At 63.4% G+C, this 18469-nt stretch carries 19 protein-coding genes; 13 read left to right on the forward strand and 6 right to left on the reverse strand.

Annotated elements, in window-relative coordinates:
* The first annotated feature begins 163 nt into the window (after window positions 1–163).
* From V7P99_RS03380 to V7P99_RS03405, 6 genes are all read left to right on the forward strand, one after another.
* On the forward strand, window positions 164–1177 hold the full coding sequence (locus tag V7P99_RS03380) for an ArsR/SmtB family transcription factor (RefSeq protein ID WP_333793414.1): 1014 nt from the start codon (window positions 164–166) through the stop codon (window positions 1175–1177).
* Entirely contained in the window at window positions 1174–2112 is a 939-nt protein-coding gene (gene metF, locus V7P99_RS03385; RefSeq protein ID WP_333793415.1) for a methylenetetrahydrofolate reductase [NAD(P)H], read from the forward strand. Before V7P99_RS03380 ends, metF begins: the two co-directional genes overlap by 4 nt.
* Window positions 2109–3170, forward strand: a complete 1062-nt coding sequence (locus V7P99_RS03390) for a homocysteine S-methyltransferase family protein (RefSeq protein WP_442909858.1) — start codon at window positions 2109–2111, stop codon at window positions 3168–3170. Before metF ends, V7P99_RS03390 begins: the two co-directional genes overlap by 4 nt.
* A 203-nt stretch (window positions 3171–3373) precedes the next feature.
* Window positions 3374–6070: a methionine synthase gene (metH, locus tag V7P99_RS03395; protein ID WP_333793416.1), complete on the forward strand. Its 2697-nt coding sequence runs from the start codon at window positions 3374–3376 to the stop codon at window positions 6068–6070.
* A gap of 53 nt (window positions 6071–6123) precedes the next feature.
* A complete protein-coding gene (locus tag V7P99_RS03400; RefSeq protein WP_333793417.1) occupies window positions 6124–6483 on the forward strand; it encodes a hypothetical protein in 360 nt (119 codons plus the stop codon).
* A 244-nt stretch (window positions 6484–6727) separates the two neighbouring features.
* Window positions 6728–7075: a hypothetical protein gene (locus V7P99_RS03405; protein ID WP_333793418.1), complete on the forward strand. Its 348-nt coding sequence runs from the start codon at window positions 6728–6730 to the stop codon at window positions 7073–7075.
* 573 nt (window positions 7076–7648) lie between these two features.
* On the opposite strand, the gene V7P99_RS03410 is transcribed toward V7P99_RS03405, so the two are convergent.
* Window positions 7649–8452 carry an enoyl-CoA hydratase gene (locus V7P99_RS03410; protein ID WP_333793419.1) on the reverse strand — a complete coding sequence of 268 codons (804 nt, stop codon included), beginning with the start codon at window positions 8450–8452 and terminating at the stop codon, window positions 7649–7651.
* A 347-nt stretch (window positions 8453–8799) separates the two neighbouring features.
* Between V7P99_RS03410 and cysE the strand changes: the two genes are divergently transcribed.
* The 3 genes from cysE to V7P99_RS03425 all read left to right on the forward strand — a co-directional run bounded on the left by cysE (window position 8800) and on the right by V7P99_RS03425 (window position 10511).
* The gene (gene cysE, locus V7P99_RS03415; RefSeq protein WP_333793420.1) at window positions 8800–9675 is read left to right on the forward strand and encodes a serine O-acetyltransferase; all 876 of its coding nucleotides are present in this window, start codon (window positions 8800–8802) and stop codon (window positions 9673–9675) included.
* Window positions 9676–9748: 73 nt separating this feature from the next.
* On the forward strand, window positions 9749–9964 hold the full coding sequence (locus V7P99_RS03420; RefSeq protein ID WP_333793421.1) for a DUF3126 family protein: 216 nt from the start codon (window positions 9749–9751) through the stop codon (window positions 9962–9964).
* Between the two features lie 13 nt (window positions 9965–9977).
* Window positions 9978–10511, forward strand: a complete 534-nt coding sequence (locus V7P99_RS03425; protein ID WP_333793422.1) for a gamma carbonic anhydrase family protein — start codon at window positions 9978–9980, stop codon at window positions 10509–10511.
* A gap of 174 nt (window positions 10512–10685) precedes the next feature.
* Here the strand turns inward: V7P99_RS03425 and V7P99_RS03430 are convergent, their stop codons facing one another.
* The 3 genes from V7P99_RS03430 to V7P99_RS03440 all read right to left on the reverse strand — a co-directional run bounded on the left by V7P99_RS03430 (window position 10686) and on the right by V7P99_RS03440 (window position 13175).
* The gene (locus V7P99_RS03430; RefSeq protein WP_333793423.1) at window positions 10686–11330 is read right to left on the reverse strand and encodes a transglutaminase-like cysteine peptidase; all 645 of its coding nucleotides are present in this window, start codon (window positions 11328–11330) and stop codon (window positions 10686–10688) included.
* Between the two features lie 136 nt (window positions 11331–11466).
* Complete coding sequence (locus V7P99_RS03435; protein ID WP_333793424.1) at window positions 11467–12093, reverse strand: PilZ domain-containing protein; 627 nt, start codon at window positions 12091–12093, stop codon at window positions 11467–11469.
* Between the two features lie 404 nt (window positions 12094–12497).
* Window positions 12498–13175, reverse strand: a complete 678-nt coding sequence (locus V7P99_RS03440) for a PAS domain-containing protein (RefSeq protein ID WP_333793425.1) — start codon at window positions 13173–13175, stop codon at window positions 12498–12500.
* Window positions 13176–13538: 363 nt separating this feature from the next.
* On the opposite strand from V7P99_RS03440, the gene V7P99_RS03445 reads away from it, so the two are divergent.
* The gene (locus V7P99_RS03445; RefSeq protein ID WP_333793426.1) at window positions 13539–14147 is read left to right on the forward strand and encodes a rhomboid family intramembrane serine protease; all 609 of its coding nucleotides are present in this window, start codon (window positions 13539–13541) and stop codon (window positions 14145–14147) included.
* 195 nt (window positions 14148–14342) lie between these two features.
* On the forward strand, window positions 14343–14774 hold the full coding sequence (locus tag V7P99_RS03450) for a CBS domain-containing protein (RefSeq protein ID WP_333793427.1): 432 nt from the start codon (window positions 14343–14345) through the stop codon (window positions 14772–14774).
* Between the two features lie 595 nt (window positions 14775–15369).
* Here V7P99_RS03450 and V7P99_RS03455 read toward each other — a convergent pair.
* Entirely contained in the window at window positions 15370–16335 is a 966-nt protein-coding gene (locus tag V7P99_RS03455; RefSeq protein ID WP_442909860.1) for a patatin-like phospholipase family protein, read from the reverse strand.
* A gap of 243 nt (window positions 16336–16578) precedes the next feature.
* Complete coding sequence (gene hisI, locus V7P99_RS03460; protein WP_333793429.1) at window positions 16579–17007, reverse strand: phosphoribosyl-AMP cyclohydrolase; 429 nt, start codon at window positions 17005–17007, stop codon at window positions 16579–16581.
* A 137-nt stretch (window positions 17008–17144) separates the two neighbouring features.
* Between hisI and V7P99_RS03465 the strand changes: the two genes are divergently transcribed.
* Both V7P99_RS03465 and yidD read left to right on the forward strand, forming a co-directional pair.
* Window positions 17145–17606, forward strand: a complete 462-nt coding sequence (locus V7P99_RS03465) for an iron-sulfur cluster assembly scaffold protein (protein ID WP_333793430.1) — start codon at window positions 17145–17147, stop codon at window positions 17604–17606.
* A gap of 32 nt (window positions 17607–17638) precedes the next feature.
* Window positions 17639–17947 (forward strand): membrane protein insertion efficiency factor YidD, encoded by a 309-nt coding sequence (gene yidD / locus V7P99_RS03470; protein WP_333793431.1) that lies wholly within the window; start codon window positions 17639–17641, stop codon window positions 17945–17947.
* The last annotated feature ends 522 nt before the right edge of the window (window positions 17948–18469 follow it).

The following is an 18469-nucleotide window of genomic DNA, read 5'->3' on the forward strand; positions in this document are numbered from 1 at the left end:
CCCGCGAACGGGCCAAGGGCCGTTGAGCGTCCATGCGCACGCGGAATGCTAGCGACCACCCGCGACGGAAATTCGGCGATGGTGAGACTGATTTCGGCAATGCTCATGCTTGACACATAAACATATGTTTATATGTTTGTCGGCGATTGGAGCCGAAGCCGCCATGACTGGATCTCTTGACAGCGAAAACCTCGTGCTGGCCCTCAAGGCCGCGGCCGAGACCACGCGCCTCAGAATCCTGCTCCTGCTTGCGGCCGGGGAGCTCAACGTCAAGGACTTGACCCAGATCCTGGGCCAGAGCCAGCCGCGCATCAGCCGCCACCTGAAGCTTTTGGCCGAGGCCGGCCTCATCGAGCGGTTCCGGGAAGGAAGCTGGGTGTATTTTCACGTCTCAGACCGCTCGGGCGGCGGGCGCCTCGCGCGGCGCATTCTCGACGCGGCGGACGTGAGCGACCCTGTCCTGCGCCGTGATGCGGCCCGGGCGGAGGCCTTGAAGCACGAGCGAGAGGCCACCGCGCAGGATTATTTCCGAAAGCACGCGGCTGATTGGGACCGGATTCGCAAGCTCTATGTTTCAGACACAGCCGTAGAATCGGCGGTCGTCGCAGCATTCGGCGGGCAGCCTTTGCGCATGCTGGTCGATCTCGGCACCGGCACGGGGCGCATGCTCGAGGTTTTGTCGGGCCGCTACCAGCGCGGCCTTGGCCTCGACGTGAACCAGTCGATGCTGGCGTATGCGGGGAGCCGGCTCAAGACGGCGGGCCTCACTCACGCGGAAGTGCGCCATGGCGACATCTACAACGTAGCGCTTCCCGATGGGGCAGCCGATGGCGTCGTCATCCACCAGGTGCTGCACTATCTCTCGGAGCCGGCGCATGCCGTTCGCGAGGCGGCGCGCATTCTCGCCCCGGGAGGGCAACTCGTGATCGTCGACTTCGCGCCCCACGGCCTCGAGGAACTGCGCGAGCAGCACGCCCACGAGCGGCTCGGCTTTGAAGCGGAGCAGGTGGCGGCATGGCTCGCCGAGGCAGGGCTGTCGGACGTCGAGATCGAGAAGCTCGCGCCCGAAACGCATGACGACCGCCAGCAGCTCACGGTGTCGCTCTGGCTCGCGCGCAAGCCGGAGTGTGCGGAGGCGTCGGGCAGGACGCAGAAACTTGAACGGATCGGATCATGACACCGCCAGGCAATGAAAGAAAAAGCCGTCTCGTCGGAGCGGGCGAAATCGACGTTTCGTTTGAGTTCTTCCCGCCGAAGACCGAGAAGATGGAGGAGGCGTTGTGGACCGCGATCGAGCGGCTCACTCCGCTCTGCCCCGAGTTCGTCTCCGTCACCTATGGCGCGGGCGGCTCGACGCGTGAACGCACGCACGCGACCGTCGCCCGCATCATCGCGGAGACCGCGCTGCACCCGGCCGCGCATCTCACCTGCGTGGATGCAACGCGCGAGGAAGTGGACGCCGTCGCGCGGGCTTATTGGGATGCCGGTGTCCGCCACATCGTGGCGTTGCGCGGCGATCCGGAAGGCGGCATCGGCCAGCGCTACACGCCGACACCGGGCGGCTATGCGAACGCGGCCGAGCTGGTGGCGGGACTGAAGAAGATCGCGAACTTCGAGATCTCAGTGGCGGGCTATCCGGAAAAGCATCCCGAGAGCGCGTCGCTCCAGGCCGACCTGGACAATCTCAAGGCCAAGGTCGATGCCGGAGCAGACCGCATCATCACGCAGTTCGGCTTCGACAATGCGCATTACCTGCGCTTCCTCGAACGCGCCCGTGCGGCCGGCATCTGGGTTCCGATCACGCCTGGTGTGGTGCCGATCCACAATTTCCGTCAGGTGGCGGGCTTTGCCGTCAAAGCCGGCGCCAGTGTACCGGCGTGGCTCGCGCGCCGCTTCGAAGGGCTCGATAACGATCCAGCGACGAGCCACTTGGTGGCGGCGGCCGTCGCCACGGAGCAGGTGATGGATCTCGTGGACCAGGGCGTGAAAGCCTTTCACTTCTATACGCTGAACCGCGCAGACCTGGTTTATGCAATCTGTCATCTGCTAGGCCTGCGGCCGCTGAACGAGGCGCCGCTGGAGACACGCAAAGCCGTGGGGAGCTGGAAATGAGCAAGAAAGACATCCGCGCCGCTCTCGAGAAGGCCGCCGCCGAACGTATCCTGATCATCGACGGCGCCATGGGCACCATGATCCAGGGCTACGGGCTCGACGAAGCCGGCTATCGCGGGACGCGCTTCAAGGATTGGCCGCGCGACGTCAAAGGCAACAATGATCTTCTCGTGCTGTCACAGCCCGGCATCATCGAGGAGATTCACTCGCAGTATCTCGAAGCCGGGGCCGACATCATCGGCACGAACACGTTCAACGCGCAGCGCATTTCCATGGCGGATTACGGCATGGAGGACCTCTCCTACGAGATGAATGTCGCTGCGGCGACGCTCGCGCGGCGGGCTGCCGACAAATTCGAGCGCCTCACGCCGGACAAGCCCCGCTTCGTCGCCGGTGCTGTCGGGCCGACCAACCGTACCGCTTCGATTTCGCCCGATGTCAACAACCCGGGCTTCCGCAACGTCACCTTCGACGGCCTGCGTGCCGCCTATAGAGAGCAGGTGCTCGGGCTGATCACGGGCGGTGCGGACATCATCCTCATCGAGACGATCTTCGATACGCTCAACGCCAAGGCGGCCGGCATGGCAGCGCTCGAGGCGTTCGACGAGAAGGGGGTCGAGCTGCCGATCATGATCTCGGGAACCATCACCGACCGCTCGGGACGCACGCTTTCTGGACAGACGCCTGAGGCTTTCTGGTACTCGATGCGTCATCTGAGGCCGTTCTCAATCGGCCTCAACTGTGCGCTTGGCGCGGACCTGATGCGTCCCTTCCTCGCGGAGCTGGCGCAGATCGCGGACGTGTGCGTATCGGCTTATCCCAACGCCGGCCTGCCCAACGCCATGGGCGGATACGACGAGACGGCCGACGACATGGCGGGGAAGACCGAACCGTGGGCGAGCGACGGCCTCATCAATCTCATCGGCGGCTGTTGCGGCTCCACGCCCGATCATATTCGCCGGATCGCGGAGCAGGTCGCGAAGTATCCGCCACGGAAAATTCCGGAGATCGCGCCGAAGATGCGCCTCTCGGGCTTGGAGCCGTTCGTGCATGGATGAGGGAGCGGCGGCCGGTCGTTCTTTCCCGAGATGGGAGAGGATGCTCGAGGGCAGGTGAGGGACTTCGCAAGCTTCGTGACGGATAGGTTCAGGCGGAAGCCGCTTGGTGCGGCGCCGGGCCGGGCGTGAGCGGCCAGATCGATGTCGATCGCGTCTCGTGTGCGCGATGACGAATAGAAACGTAAACGGATTGTAGTCTAGAGATGACCACGGCAAGCGCAGCGCAGTCCTTCATCAACGTTGGCGAGCGGACGAACGTCACGGGCTCGGCGAAATTCCGCAAGCTCATCGAAGCGGGAGACTACCCCGCTGCGCTCGCAGTCGCGCGGCAGCAGGTCGAGGCTGGCGCCATGATCCTCGACGTCAATATGGACGAGGGCCTGCTCGACAGCGAAAAGGCGATGACGACGTTCTTGAACCTCATCGCGTCCGAGCCCGACATCGCCCGCGTGCCGATCATGATCGATAGCTCGAAATGGACCGTCATCGAGGCAGGCCTAAAGTGCTTGCAGGGCAAGGCCATCGTCAACTCGATCTCGCTCAAAGAGGGCGAGGCGGCGTTCATCGAGCAGGCGCGCAAGGTGCAGCGCTATGGCGCCGCCGTGGTCGTCATGGCGTTCGACGAGGTGGGCCAGGCAGATACGGTCGAGCGCAAGGTCGCGATTTGCGAGCGCGCCTACAAGGTCCTGACCGAGAAAGTCGGTTTTGAGCCCCAGGATATCGTCTTTGATCCGAACATCTTCGCGGTTGCCACGGGCATCGAGGAGCACAACGGCTACGGGCTCGCCTTCATCGAGGCCGTGCGGCAGATCAAGGAGAAGTTTCCGCTCGTGCACGTCTCGGGCGGCGTCTCCAACCTGTCGTTCGCCTTCCGCGGCAACGAGCCGGTGCGCGAGGCGATGCACGCCGTATTTCTCTATCATGCCATCCGGGCCGGCATGGACATGGGCATCGTCAACGCCGGGCAGCTCGCGCTTTACGACGACATCCCGGCAGAGCTGCGCGAGCTTTGCGAGGACGTGATCCTCAACCGGCGGCCCGACGCCACGGACCGCCTGCTCGATGCGGCGCCGCGTTTCAAGGGCGACGGCAGCGGCGCCAAGGCCAAGGAGAAGGATCTCTCCTGGCGCGAAGGGACGGTGGAAGAGCGCCTTTCGCATTCCCTCGTGCACGGCATCACCGACTTCATCGAGGCCGATACGGAAGAAGCGCGCCAGAAGTATCCGAAGCCGCTCGAGGTCATCGAAGGTCCGCTGATGGACGGCATGGGCGTCGTCGGCGACCTGTTCGGCGCCGGCAAGATGTTCCTGCCGCAGGTGGTGAAGAGCGCGCGCGTCATGAAGCAGGCGGTCGCCTACCTGCAGCCTTTCCTCGAGGAGGAGAAGCGGCGCTCCGGCATCGACCAGATGCCGGCGGCCGGCAAGGTCGTCATGGCGACGGTGAAGGGCGACGTGCACGACATCGGGAAGAACATCGTCGGCGTCGTTCTCCAGTGCAACAACTACGAGGTGATCGACCTCGGCGTCATGGTTCCGGCGGCCAAGATCCTTGAGACGGCGCGGCATGAGAAGGCGGATATGATCGGCCTCTCCGGCCTCATCACGCCGTCGCTCGACGAGATGTGCTTCGTCGCCGCCGAGATGGAGCGTGAGGGCTTCTCCTGTCCGCTGCTGATCGGTGGTGCAACGGCCAGCCGGGTGCACACGGCCGTCAAGATCAGCCCCAACTACAAGCGGGGCCAGGCGATCTATGTGCTGGATGCCAGCCGCGCCGTGGGCGTCGTCTCGAAACTCCTCTCGGAGACGGAGAGCAAAAGCTACGTCGACAACATCCGGACTGAGTATGTGAAGGTGCGCGAGAACCATCTCGCGAACGAGGCCAAGAAGGCGCGCATGGCGATCAGCGCGGCGCGCGCCAACCGGTTCGCCATTGACTGGGAGGGCTATACGCCGCCCAAGCCGTCCTTCCTCGGCACGCGCACGATCAAGAACTTCGATCTCTCCGAGCTCGTGCCCTATATCGACTGGACACCCTTCTTCCAGGCCTGGGAGCTGACCGGCCGCTATCCAGCGATCCTGAGCGACAACAAGGTCGGCAGCGAGGCGCGCAAGCTCTTCGCTGACGCACAGGCGCTGCTCGAGCGCATCGTGAGCGAGAAATGGTACACTGCGAATGCGGTCGTCGGCTTCTGGCCGGCCAACGCCATCGGCGATGACATCACGGTGTATACGGACGACACGCGCACGAAGGAGCGGGCGACGCTCTTCACGCTGCGCCAGCAGATCGCACGCGATCCCTCGCGCAACCGCGCGCATACCGCGCTTGCGGATTTTGTGGCGCCGAAGGAGACGGGGCTTGCCGATTACGTGGGCGGCTTCGCGGTGACGGCCGGCTTCGGCGAAGACGAAGCGATTGCCGCCCATATCGATAAGACCGACGATTACAGCCGCATCATTGCCAAGGCGCTCGCCGACCGTCTGGCGGAGGCATTCGCCGAGGCCATGCACGCTAAGGTGCGCCGCGAACTCTGGGGCTATGCGCGGGACGAGACCTTGTCAAACGACGACCTGATCCTCGAGAAGTACCAGGGCATCCGCCCGGCGCCAGGCTATCCCGCACAGCCGGACCATACCGAGAAGCGCACGCTGTGGGATCTCATGAACGTCGAGGCCGAGACCGGCATCGAGCTTACGGAAAGCGGCGCCATGTGGCCGGGCGCATCGGTGTCCGGCATTTATTTCTCCCATCCGAAAAGCCATTACTTCGGGGTGGGGAAAGTGGAGCGGGATCAGGTCGAGGACTACGCCCGCCGCAAGGGCTGGAGCCTGGAGGAGGCCGAGCGATGGCTAGCGCCGGTGCTCAACTACGACCCTATTTCGACGAAGCGAAACGTGGCATGATCGGCAATCTCGCCCCTTAGACGGGGGCCGCCATAAAGAGATGAGAGACCGGGATGCCGTTCGTGAACCTGGCCGTGGCACAGGCGGCTGCGGCGTGGATTGCCGCGCCGAACCTCGTCGGCATGGTAATGGGCTATGGGCCGGGCTACTACTACGTGGTGGCGGCGGTCGGAGCCGTGATCGTTCTGATCGGCGCGGTGATCGGCTCGCGGATCACGGATAGCATTGCGCGGCCGACGCTGCTTTCGCTCGTTGCCTCCGTCTCGTTCGCGATCATTGCCGCAGCCCTGGCTCTCGTCGTATTCGGGCCGAGTGTCGGGCACTCCGAGTTTGCGACGCATATGTTCACGTTCTCGCCGGTCGCGGCCGCTATCGCCGGTTATTTTTTCGCAACGCGCTACGCCGGCGCGTAGGCGGCCCGCTCAATGCGTTATTCCGGAACTCGGGGCCGGCATGCTCTAAAGTGCTGCACGGTGTTTGATTCTCGTTGCCGTCCGCTCGGTGCCGCATGCTCCCGTGCCAATGAGCTGAAGGGTATGGCGTCACCGGGTCTTTATCTGATCGTGCTTCCTTTGCTCCAGGCGCGCTTGCATGGCTTCTCCATGGCGGGCGTCCGCGTTTCCAGAAGCACGCCAACCGGGGGAGGCCTGCCTCATTATGCTTGGACGTCTTGTTCTCTTGCTGCTCCAGATCGTCATCGGATGGTTTGGCAGCACGGCGATCATGGGCTTCATCAAGTTCGGCGAGTTCCGGCTTTTCATTTTCGCCGTGGTCGCTGCCATCGTCGTCTTCCTGATCGGCATCATTGCGGCGCAGGTCCTGAAGGATGTGGGCACGCCATCGAGCCACACGCTTTCCTGGGCGCTTGGCCTCGGCCTCCTGGCCGCGGTGCTCTGGACGTGGGGGCCGCAGCTGCCGCTCTTGTCCGAGATTCCATGGGGACGCGTGCGGGCCGAATATGCGGTGCTGGCGGCGGCGATCCTGGGCTATCAGATCAAAAGATAGCGCGACCATGCTTGCAAGAAAAAGGCGCGAGACCATCAAGTCTCGCGCCTTTCCCTTGCGTGTCCCGCATCAGGAGCGGCGGGGGGAGCTGAACCGTGAGAGGCCGAATGGTCAGGCAAAAGCTCAGACCATGCCGACCACGATTGCAGCGAGGAATCCGAATGACACAAGTGCAGCAAGCACATTCAGTCGCATCGAGAGTTCCATCGTTGCCTCCTGCCGGCTTAGCCGGCTGCTGATCACCGCCGCATCCGGCTTGGGCGCCGAGGGCGTGTGAGGTGATCTCGTCGAGGACTTGAAGCGCAAACTTGCGCTTCAGCACGCTGTTCTTCTCCACGCATCTTAGACAGGGTGTCGCCCCGTTCCTGGAGCGGACCGCCGGGGAAGGGTCCCGGTCGGACGATAAGAAGTATTGAGCAAATAAGTTCCTTGCCAAGTGAAAAAGATCATGCGCTGCACAATGCTGGCGCTGTGCCGGCGCACGTCCGCGCAAAAGTATTTCGCCATTCGGCTTCTGATTCATGCTGCGATGCAAGCCGCCTTAGGGCTCCCGAAGCAAGGCGGGCACAGGGCTTAGCGCCCCTCGAACTTCGCCTTGCGCTTCTCGAGAAAGGCGCGGCGGCCCTCCTCATAGTCGGCGCTTTCGAAGCAGGCCCTGACGGCGTCGTCGAGGGTTCCTATGTCGGGATGCTCCGGATGGCGCACGAGTTCGTTCACGGCGAGCTTCGCCGCCTGAACAGAGAGCGGGGCATTGGCTGCAATATCTCCCGCGACCGTCCGCACTGCGATCTCCAGGTTCTCGGCCTCGACGACATCGTTGACGAGCCCGATGCGCAGCGCCTCTGCGGCCGTGACGTGGCGGCCGGTAAACAGCATCTCCTTGACGAAGGCGGGCGGCGCCATGGCCAGGAGTGGGGGGACCCAGCGTGGATTGTAGCCGAGACCGAGCTTGGCGGCCGGGATGGCGAACTGTGCCTTCGGATCGGCCAGCCGCATGTCCGCACACGCCGCGATGCCCAGTCCGCCGCCGAGACAGAAGCCGTGTATCATGGCGATGACCGGTTTCTGCGCCGACAGAAGCGCCATAAAGGCGGCGTGGTTCAAACGGTCATAGTCGGCCACGCCGGCGCCGGTGCGTGCGCCGTCGAATTCCGAGATGTCGGCGCCGGCGGAGAAGGCGCGGGTGCCCGAGCCCCGCAGCACGATCACGCGTACCGAGGGATCGGCCTCGGCTGCTGCGACGTGCGCTGGAAATTTCTCCCACATGGCGGCGGTGAGGGCGTTCATCCGGTCCGGGTTCTCGGCGACGATCCACGCGAGAGGCCCGTCGATCAAGAGTTTGAGGTCTGCGGGTGTGCCTCGCGGCGCGTCGGTCATGGCGGCCATCCTTTCGTTGGGCGCAGCTTGCGGCTTTGTGCCGTGGTGCGCAACGCGGCCCCACGCCTCGATTTTCGGAAAAAGGGTGCGAGGCCATGTGGTTAAGGATTGACAGGGCGTCCACCCGCGCCGATACCCCTTGCATCGGAGGTCTGCCGCTGAACCATCTGACGGCGGAACCGTATCCGATTTATAGTAGAGGCGCCCGCTGGCACTGGATCGCGCGGGCCGCCCCGCTTTTCCGAAAGCACTCTAGTCTTGGTTTTAGGGTCTGATCCACGGTCTCGCTGGGCGGGTGTCCGCGTTGCTCTCAAACAATCAGGCTCTAGTCCGAAGGAGCAAAGGGTATGAACAGCGTCAAGCACACGGTGGCCCGCGGCGGAAAGCGTCCCGCCGGCGTATCGCCTGTGCCGGAGGACGCCATCTGGCGGACGCTGTGCAGCGAGGCTCAGGCGGCGATGACGGCAGAGCCGGCACTCGCCGGGTTCATTCACGGGAGCATCGCGCGGCATGAGCGCCTCGAGGATGCGATCTGCCACCGCATCGCACAGCGCCTCGGCCATGCCGATGTCGGCGCCGGGCTGATCGAGCAGACGTTTCGCGATGTGCTCGGATCCCATCCGGAACTCGGCCGCGCGTTCAACGCGGATCTCGCAGCCGTCCTCGAGCGCGATCCGGCGACATCCCGCTATCTCGAGCCCTTTCTCTACTTCAAGGGCTTTCATGCCCTCGTCACCTACCGTTTTGCGCACGAGCTATGGCGCCACGACCGCCGCGATTTCGCACTCTACCTGCAGAGCCAGGCGTCGCGTCTGTTCGCAGTGGATATCCATCCAGCGGCCCGGCTCGGCAATGGATTGATGTTGGATCACGCCACGGGCGTTGTGATCGGTGAGACTGCGACGCTCGGGGACAACTGCTCGCTGCTGCACGCGGTCACGCTTGGCGGCAGCGGGAAAGTTACGGGCGACCGGCACCCCAAGATCGGATCCGGTGTTCTCATCGGCGCCGGCGCAAAGGTGCTCGGCAACATCCACGTGGGAAATTGCTCGCGCATCGCGGCGGGCAGCGTGGTGCTGCGCGATGTGCCCCCGCACGTGACGGTTGCCGGCGTTCCAGCACGCATCGTGGGGCCGGCCGGCACGGCCGAGCCCGCACGGTCCATGGATCAGACCTTTGTCTCCGATCCATCCACGCTACCAGACGACTATGCAATGCTTTGACCTCGCACAGCATCGCTCTTGCCCCTTGGGGTACGATGCGGGGGTGAGTGGCCGATAACGAGGAGCGCGAAGAGTGAAAAAAGACGAACTGGCGAAGCTGCAGGCCTATTTGAGCAAAACGTTTGGCGCTCCGAAGCTCGAAGTGCGTCCGCAACCCAAGAAGGCCGATATGGCCGAGGTCTTCATCGGCGGAGAATTCGTCGCCACCCTCTACCGTGAGGAAGAGGAGGGAGAGATCAGCTACCAGTTCCAGATGGCTATCCTCGAAATGGATCTCGAGGACGCGTGAGGGGCGGCCGGCGATGGCGCTCTACGAGCTGGATGGCATATCCGCCGACACTCCTCCCGACGGCCGATACTGGGTGGCGCCCAATGCGGTCGTCATCGGAAAGGTGGCGATCGAGCAGGATGCCAGCATCTGGTTCGGCGCGGTACTGCGCGGCGATAACGAGCTGATCCGGGTTGGAGCGCGCTCCAACGTGCAAGACGGCTGCGTTCTTCATACGGATCCGGGATTTCCGCTCGATATCGGTGAAGACTGCACCATTGGCCACATGGTCATGCTGCATGGCTGCACCATCGGCCGGGGCAGCCTGATCGGCATCGGGTCGATCATCCTGAACGGCAGCCGGATCGGGGAGGAATGCGTGATCGGCGCCAATACGCTGATCCCCGAGGGCAAGGTCATCCCGCCGCGCTCGATGGTGCTCGGCTCGCCCGGCAGGATAATCCGGGAGCTGACCGATGAAGAGGTGCGCGGCTTCAGCAAGGGTGCCGGGCGCTACGTGGCCAACTGGAAACGCTACAAGGCCGGCCTTCGCGCTCAAGCGGAATAGAGGCCCGCATGGCGGTGAGCGGGCCACAGACCATCCGGAACGTATCGTGCCCAAGAAAATGAGCCGGACGCGGGGGATGTCGCGTCCGGCTCGAGGGAGCCCGGCTTTGGGGGGACAGGGCAGGGAGCCCGGGCTCGGGGAAGCCTTTATGACGTGCGCCGTCGATCCTTTTCCTTACTGCCCGTCCCGCACGCCGGCGATGGCGTCCGGTGCAGCGCGATCGGTGGCGTCGAGCGAGACCCATACGCGCGGATCGAGGTACGATTGGCGCATGATGAAATAGTAGTCGGAATCGCTCCAAAGCCGGACGTCATCGACCTTGTTGTCGAGGACGAAATCGCCCTGGGCGGTGCGGGCCGTGAGCACGGCGTGGCCTTCGCCCTTCTCGTCGCGCACGACGGTGAGCAGGAGCGAGCTTCTCGGCCAGCCGCGCGAGAGCAGGATCCTCTGCTTCAACAGCGCGTAGTCCTCGCAGTCGCCGCGATCGACCGGGTAGGTCCAATACTCGCTGACGCCGTAGATGTCCTGGTCGGTCGCGGGCTCGATGGCGTGATTGACCCAGCGGTTGACCTCGTCGAGCTCGCTCAGCCGCTCGGGCGTGGGCTGGAAGCGCACGTCCTCGATGCGCTGCGGATTGCATTCGCTGGGGTTGCGGTCACAGAAACGGACGAACCCATACGGCGGCTGCGACGGACCATACACGCGCATGAACGGAGAACTCTTGGCGGTGACGGCCCGGTAGACGGATGGTTCCGCCATCGCTCCCGTCGGCCCGGCCAACGCCGCCATGGCCACTACGCACACTACGAGACGCTTCATACTCACTACCCCTACGAACCCTCTCACGCGATCGACAGTAGCCGAGAAAAGTCGTGGCCGTCTGAAGTACGGCGCCAGAAATCGAGCAAAATTTGAGCTAAATTGGCGTTCCCCACGGGACATCTGTTCGCCCCGGTCAGCCGAAGTATCGCCGCAGGGCTTCCGGATCGGGAATGTCAACAAATTGCACGCCGATACCGCGGTCGTGGTAGCGCATGACCTTGCAGCGCAGCTTGCCGAACATCACCACGTCTCCGATCTGTGGGCGGATGTCGGTCTGGATGGACGCTCCTGAAAGGGAGACGTCGATCACACGGCAGTCGATGGTCGTGCCGTCGCTGAGCTGAAGCTTCGAGGTCCGGTTGACGGGCATGCGCTGGTGGCGCCGCCCGAAGGCGCTGCCGAGCTCATCCTTGTTGACCAGCCACGTGATCTGCGCGGCGAGCTTCTCCCGCTTGTGCTGGCTTGCGGTGAGCGAGATGGCGAAGCCGCCGTCGAAGGTGCGCACGACCACGCCTTCGATGCCGCCGATCTCATCCAGGTAGGCCACGATGCGCTCGCCGATATCCACCTCGACCGGGGACATGAACGATGCGCCGCCGACCGAAATGTCGTTGAGCCTACAAGGAAACTCCTGCTTGTTCGCGCGCATGAAGCGGCCGAGGAGGGCGAGCGGGTAGCGCTTATGGCGCCGCCGGTCGGGAACGATCCGGGCGTCGAGCCGCAGCGACGGCTTCAGGATGCTGGCTGAACTATGAGACATGGACAAACCCGCGCCTTACCGAAGCACAACTTTCCCAGGCCCCAAAACGGCACGTCAGCCGTTCATGGACCATAGGAGTCCCATATTGGAACAGCAGGTTTAACGAACGCCTAACCGCCGCCCCGATACTGCACGCTGGAGAGGGGCGCCCTGGGGCCTCAACGCGCCAGTGAGCGGCGGGTTTCCCTCACCCATGTCCGGCGGAGGCGGGAAGCTGCCGGGGGTGCGCCGCGCGGGCGAGCGATATTGTGCCTTCTGCCCTTGCGGCAGTGGCGTGAGTTGATGGTAAATAGTAAACTACAACAATGGTTTATACTTCCGAAGAAGGTGGCTCGCCAGCGGCAGGCTCTTCATCGATGCGGTCCAAGCATGGGTTCGCTGTGGGACAAGCCAGCTGCTGGGGATCAGCGTGTATGGGTTTCAGCGCTGCCGCGCCGCACGGCAGCAAGCCCGCCCTCATAGACGCGGAACTGGCGATGCCCCTGCCGGACGATGCGCGCTGTCCGCACGTGCGGGCTCAGCGGAAGCTGGCGCTCGTGCCATGAGGATGCGTAGTTTTCCTCGCCCTCGGGCCAGACGGACTCGGCCGCGAGCAGGCGGAGGCGGGAGATCCGATCGGCATAAGTCGCCGCTGGATCCTCATGAAAGGCGAGGTGCCCGAGCAACCTATCGATCTCGTAGCCGGTATGAAACAGCGGGAGGAGGATCAGCTCGAACTCCCTCCGGACGGGATGGCCGCAATCGTGCTTCCCGCTCGCGTCGCTCGGCGCTTCGCCGGTGAAGAGGCCGATGCGGCGACAGTCTATGATGGACATCAGATGCGGCTCGAGCAGCCCCCGGTCGGCCTCGGTCCAGCATGCCATGAAGTCCTGTTCCCTGAGGCTCGTCCCGAAACGGGCGCTCACACGTGAGCCGGCGAGGCGGAAGCGGAAGGCGGATCGGCCGATACGCTCGAGGATGAAGGTGTCGGGCAGCAGCGGCGAGATGCGGGAGGGTTGGATCTCCAGGCGCCTCGGCGCCGGGCGCCCTCCTCTGAGCTCGTTCCAATAGGCATAGATGGCCTCGGTTGCCGGGTGTCTCATCTCGGTCCTGTTTTCGGGGCGCACGCCTCGGACAGGACCGCAGCAGATCGCCGCGCCCGCCCAGAGCAGTGGCTCTGCGGAATTGTTCAGCTCACCGGCGTTTCAAGGTGGGCCTGGCATCGACAACAGCAGCTTCCGTGCCATATGCAGCGGGGCTGCTATCCCGGCGACCGGCACGGCTCTGCCGTGCTACTCACGTGTCCAATATCCGACAGGAGCGAGGAGACCCGCGTGATCCCCACCAACGCGCCCCGGCATGAGCCTGCTTTCAATGTCCCGAACGTCGTGCTTTTTCTGCTTGCGCTCTTAGTGCTCGTGCACGCGGCCTTCGCGCTCCTTTCCAACGACGAGGCGTTCTGGCTCGTGCTGGCCGGCGCATTCATCCCCGGACGCTATGGGCCGGGCGGCGCTGATCTCCCAGGGGGAGAGCTCGCGCTCTTCACCTCACCCTTTACCCACATGTTGCTGCATGGAGACTGGATGCATCTCGCTTTCAACGGAGCATGGCTGCTCGCGTTCGGCGGTGCAATAGCGGAACGGCTCGGAACGTTGCGCTTTCTGGTGTTCTTCACACTTTCCGGACTCGCCGGCGCCGGCGTCTTCTACGTCGCAAATCCCGGGTTGATGCAGCCCATGATCGGTGCTTCAGGCGCCATCTTCGGGCTCATGGGCGGCGTGCTGCGAATTCTCTTTCCGGCCGTAGATTCAGGAGGGTTCCGCCGCTTGCGGGAGGCACCCCGCTCGGTGCCGCTGATGCCCCTCCGCGCGGCGCTGACGGACTCGCGCATCCTTGGCGTGAGCGCGATCCTCGTTGTTTTGAACGTGCTCACCGTCATCGGTTTCGGCGTTGCACAAAACTCCGCGGGAATCGCATGGGAAGCCCATCTCGGAGGTTATTTGTTCGGCCTTATTGCTTATGGGATTTTTGATATTTCCGCCCGGCCGGAATCTGTGCAACCAAACGTTGATTGAACTCTTGCGCAGCTTGCGAGTTTGCATCACTCTGTAATTCGAGGTGCACGGATAGTGCGTAAAGCGTTCTCTAGTGACACGACTGAAGGCGAAAATAATCTAAAACAATAAAGCCTGTGCGGTCGCAAATGCTGATGTAGCTGGCCGGCGAGCCAGTGGGCGGGCGTTTCGGACGTGGCAGGCGGGAGGCAAGTCATGAACGTTGCATCGATACTGAAGTCGAAGGGCAGGGCAGTTTCGACCGTACGGCCGAACGCCACGCTGCTCGACGTCGTGAAGAAGCTCGCTCCCAAGAAGATCGGCGCGGTCGTCGTCGTGGGAGACAGCGGCCGGGTGGACGGCATCATTTCGGAACGCGATATCATTCGCGCTGTTGCCGATCACGGCGTCCATGCGCTCGGCATGACGGTGTCCGAAGTCATGACGCGTGTGGTGGTCTCCTGCCAGGAGATGAGCGAGCTTGACGAGCTGATGGAGATGATGACGAAGGGGCGTTTCCGCCATCTTCCCGTTATTGAAGACGACGCGCTCGTCGGGATCATCTCGATCGGAGACGTGGTGAAGTATCACCTTGCCGAGGTGCAGCTGGAAGTCTCGGCCATGCGCAACTACATCGCGACGGGTTGAGGCGGCGCGCTGCGACGCGTGATCCATTCGGGTCGTCGTCGGGAGCAAACAACGTTTGCTCCCGACGTGTAAGACCGACACCAAGGACTGATCCAAGTTCGCGAAGCGAAGGAAGCGTGCCCGGTCGCGAGGTCTGATTTTCGTTCGGCTGTAAAACCGGACCTGCATATTTGGAGCCGTTTCATCTCCAAGCGCGGTGCGCGGCGGGCGATATTTTTTATCAGCGATGTTTCCTGCGGCGAACGGTTTCTGCATCCATCGAGAGAGGGCGGACGGCGACCCCTTTAAGGGACGTTTTTTTGCTCTTGCTTTCGCTTCTCGAAAGCCGGGTCGCAACGCAATGCTTAGAGCCGTTCCGCTTTAAGTAGAATCGAGGAACGGCTCTAAGCTTTTGTTTCCTCGTGCTTCCCACTTTTCCGGACGCACTCTAGAGCCTGATAGTTTCACGCTCTCAAACATTGGACGGACTGTGTGAACGCGGCCGAGTTCTCGACGGCTTGCTGTTGGAAAGACGGCCATGTGCGCCACTTTCGTCCAGCCGGATTTCAGATGATAGTCTCCGTGAAACGCTCGCGCTCACGCGGATGCGGAAGGCTCACGAAGCGGCGACCTCGGTCCCGCCGCCGGCTTGATGGCGGCCCTCGAGCTCCCGCGTGAGATCCTCGATCTCGCGCTTCGCCGCCGCTTCTCCTCGCTGGATCATTTCCTCGGCACGATGGAAATCGAAGAGGCCGATGCCGTGCAGCCGCGGGCTAATCATGGAGTCCGGTGGATCACCGGCCAAGCGTGAGCGCGCGATACGATCCTGCACGATGTTGAACGCATCGACCATGACCGTTGAGATGCCAGGCACATCCTCGCCCCGCCCGAAGATTTGCCGCTGCAGGAGCCGGCGCACGGCAATACCGTTCTTTCCGGTCACGGGGGGCGGCTCCTCCACGTCCGGATCGGCGTGCGGTATGGCGCTGATGTTCGAGATGGTGCCTCGGTTCGAAATATCGATATTGAGATTGACCGCGATGACGTAGCGCGCGCCGAGGGCACGGCAGACGGAAACCGGAATGGGATTGACGAGCGCCCCGTCGAACAGCCAGCGCCCCTCCACCTTCACCGGCCGGAAAACGCCGGGAAGCGCGTAAGAGGCGCGGACCGCGTCGACCAGGTTGCCGCGAGAGAGCCAGACCTCGTGGCCGGTCCCGATCTCGGTGGCGACCGCCGTGAAGCGCCGCGGAAGATCCTCGAACGTGATGTCGCCGAGCTGCCGACGCAGGCGCTCGCCGAGGCGGTGACCCGTGATCAGCCCGGTGCCGGAAAGATTGAAATCGAGATAGCCGAACACGCGACGGCGCGTAAGCTCGCGGGCGAATGTCTCGAGGTCATCGAGCTGGCCCGCAACCTCGCACGCACCGACGACGGCGCCGATGGATGTGCCGGCAATGATGTCGGGGTAGATGCCGGCGCTGTTGAGGGCGCGCAATACGCCGATGTGAGCCCATCCTCTGGCCGCCCCGCCGCCAAGGGCCAGTCCGATCTTGACCTTGCCTGCGCCGGGATTTGCCATGGCCATGCCAGACTCCACTCCTCCGGCCTCGTCCCTGCCCAGGGCTCAACCGGTGCGGGTGCTTCGTGGAATCCGTCGCGTCGCCGAGCCTCGGGATCCCCTCAACTCTTACGTGGAGACTAGCAGATTTCGATTAAAGTCCCACTACCAAGGGTGTGACCGAATAGAAAACTCCTTTACGCGGTGACGGTTATCGCGCGGAGCCGAAGCGGGCGCCTTGGTTCCCGTGTTCACCCAGATCCTTCAAGGATCGCTTCGCGTAAGCTTTCCGCGCGCCTCACTGCCGAACTCGACCCGGCGGTAGAAGCAGGATCTGGCACCTGTGTGGCAGGCGACGCCGGCACCCTCCACGGCAACCTTGAGCCAGATGGCGTCCTGGTCGCAATCGACGCGGGCTTCGCGGATGGCGAGGAGGTTGCCGCTCTCTTCGCCTTTCCGCCACAGGCGCTGTCGCGAGCGGCTCCAAAAATGCGCGATGCCCGTGTCGAGGGAGAGCCGCAGGGCCTCGGCGTTCATCCAGGCGAACATCAGCACCGCGCCCGTGGCATCATCGGTCACGATGGCGGCGATCAGCCCATCGGCGCCGAATTTGGGCTGGAAGACGAGACCTTCTTCGATCTCCGTGGCTGAGCCGCGCGCGGGAAAGCCGGTTGGAAGGCGGTCGTCGGACATGGAGGCCCTTTGTCTGTAAAATCGGGGAGACGTGACAAGATGGACGGGCACGACGCGGCTCGAATGGCAGCGCGCGGCGTCCTATATATAGAAGCCACTGGGAAAAGTCGGAAGAGCGAGAGGGGATACCAACGCCTATGGCGGACCTTGACGACATCTACAATCAAAGGATTTTCGAGCTGGCGGCGGCGATCCCGCATTCCGACAGGCTCGAGCATCCGGATGCCTCCGCCCGCGCGCACTCGAAGCTGTGCGGCTCGACCGTCGAGATCGATCTGAAGCTCGACGGCGACCGCATCTCCGGCTTTGGCCAGTCGGTCAAGGCTTGCCTGCTCGGCCAGGCGTCGGCGGCGATCGTGGGCCGTGAGATCGTCGGCACGCAAGTCAGTGAACTCAGGGCCGTGGCGGCCGCCATGCGCGACATGCTGAAGGCCGGGGGGCCGCGGCCGCAGGGACGCTGGGCGGACCTCGGGCTACTCGAGCCGGTCAAGGATTATCCGCATCGCCACGCGTCGACGCTGCTGATCTTCGACGCCATCGAGCGCGCGCTCGATGATGTGAACGCAGGCGCATCGCCGCGCGCTGCCGCGGGCGCCTGACAGCCGGCGCGATCGAGGAGGACTTTGCAGCGATGGGCTGGCTTGCGGCAATCGTCAAAGCGCCGATCCATGCCTATCGCTGGACGTTGAAGCCGCTGATGGGCGCCGAGTGCCGCCACCTGCCCACCTGCTCGGAATACGCGCTCGAGGCGATCGACAGGAATGGCCCATGGCGCGGCCTGTGGCTGACGCTGTCGCGGCTTGCCCGCTGCCATCCCTGGGGCAGCGCAGGCTACGATCCTCCGCCCGATATCCGCGGCGAGCACCACCCGTTCGCGCCTTGGAAGTATGGGCGCTGGCGGCGCGACTGCTGCTCGCAGAATTGGCAACGGAACGGCTGATTTCAGCAGGCAGGGTGGCAAGGCGCTCTCTTGCTCTTTCGCGCGCTTTCACATCGTAGTTTTGCGATCCAACGTCGCGATGCTCTTCGCCGTGTAAGCGCGGGCACTGGCTGCGACACGCCCATCTATTTTTTGATAGAGCAGGATGTCGGCTGGCGCGTGTGCGAAGCGGACCGGTTTTGCATTGTGCGCGCTTTCTCAGTGCTTGACAGATCTTGGTCAGTTGACCTATTTTTTCGACATAAAGAAATAATGAGCGGGAGGAACTTGGTATGGCGCACACGGTCCGGTTCTAGTGTCCTGCGTTCGGAGCTCGCGTGAGTTTGCGGTTAGTCTCCGCGACGAACTTCGAAATCATAAGGGACGCGGGAACGTTTAAGTACGCGCTTGAACGGTGAAGCAAACGCGCCGCGTCTGCCTCGCTGATTACGCTACCGCATAAAAAACAAAAACGAGAACTCCTCGGAAAACCCCGGTTTTCCGATGGCAGCCGCTCGGCCTCGCAAAGGAATTGCGCTTGCC

This window comes from Hyphomicrobium sp. (genome assembly GCF_036780825.1).
Taxonomy (GTDB): domain Bacteria; phylum Pseudomonadota; class Alphaproteobacteria; order Rhizobiales; family Hyphomicrobiaceae; genus Hyphomicrobium_C.

Coding starts and splice junctions, on each gene's coding strand:
- V7P99_RS03380 (WP_333793414.1), top strand. CDS start 164: ATGACTGGATCTCTTGACAGCGAAAACCTCGTGCTGGCCCTCAAGGCC.
- metF (WP_333793415.1), top strand. CDS start 1,174: ATGACACCGCCAGGCAATGAAAGAAAAAGCCGTCTCGTCGGAGCGGGC.
- V7P99_RS03390 (WP_442909858.1), top strand. CDS start 2,109: ATGAGCAAGAAAGACATCCGCGCCGCTCTCGAGAAGGCCGCCGCCGAA.
- metH (WP_333793416.1), top strand. CDS start 3,374: ATGACCACGGCAAGCGCAGCGCAGTCCTTCATCAACGTTGGCGAGCGG.
- V7P99_RS03400 (WP_333793417.1), top strand. CDS start 6,124: ATGCCGTTCGTGAACCTGGCCGTGGCACAGGCGGCTGCGGCGTGGATT.
- V7P99_RS03405 (WP_333793418.1), top strand. CDS start 6,728: ATGCTTGGACGTCTTGTTCTCTTGCTGCTCCAGATCGTCATCGGATGG.
- V7P99_RS03410 (WP_333793419.1), bottom strand. CDS start 8,452: ATGACCGACGCGCCGCGAGGCACACCCGCAGACCTCAAACTCTTGATC.
- cysE (WP_333793420.1), top strand. CDS start 8,800: ATGAACAGCGTCAAGCACACGGTGGCCCGCGGCGGAAAGCGTCCCGCC.
- V7P99_RS03425 (WP_333793422.1), top strand. CDS start 9,978: ATGGCGCTCTACGAGCTGGATGGCATATCCGCCGACACTCCTCCCGAC.
- V7P99_RS03430 (WP_333793423.1), bottom strand. CDS start 11,330: ATGAAGCGTCTCGTAGTGTGCGTAGTGGCCATGGCGGCGTTGGCCGGG.
- V7P99_RS03435 (WP_333793424.1), bottom strand. CDS start 12,093: ATGTCTCATAGTTCAGCCAGCATCCTGAAGCCGTCGCTGCGGCTCGAC.
- V7P99_RS03440 (WP_333793425.1), bottom strand. CDS start 13,175: ATGAGACACCCGGCAACCGAGGCCATCTATGCCTATTGGAACGAGCTC.
- V7P99_RS03450 (WP_333793427.1), top strand. CDS start 14,343: ATGAACGTTGCATCGATACTGAAGTCGAAGGGCAGGGCAGTTTCGACC.
- V7P99_RS03455 (WP_442909860.1), bottom strand. CDS start 16,335: ATGGCAAATCCCGGCGCAGGCAAGGTCAAGATCGGACTGGCCCTTGGC.
- hisI (WP_333793429.1), bottom strand. CDS start 17,007: ATGTCCGACGACCGCCTTCCAACCGGCTTTCCCGCGCGCGGCTCAGCC.
- V7P99_RS03465 (WP_333793430.1), top strand. CDS start 17,145: ATGGCGGACCTTGACGACATCTACAATCAAAGGATTTTCGAGCTGGCG.
- yidD (WP_333793431.1), top strand. CDS start 17,639: ATGGGCTGGCTTGCGGCAATCGTCAAAGCGCCGATCCATGCCTATCGC.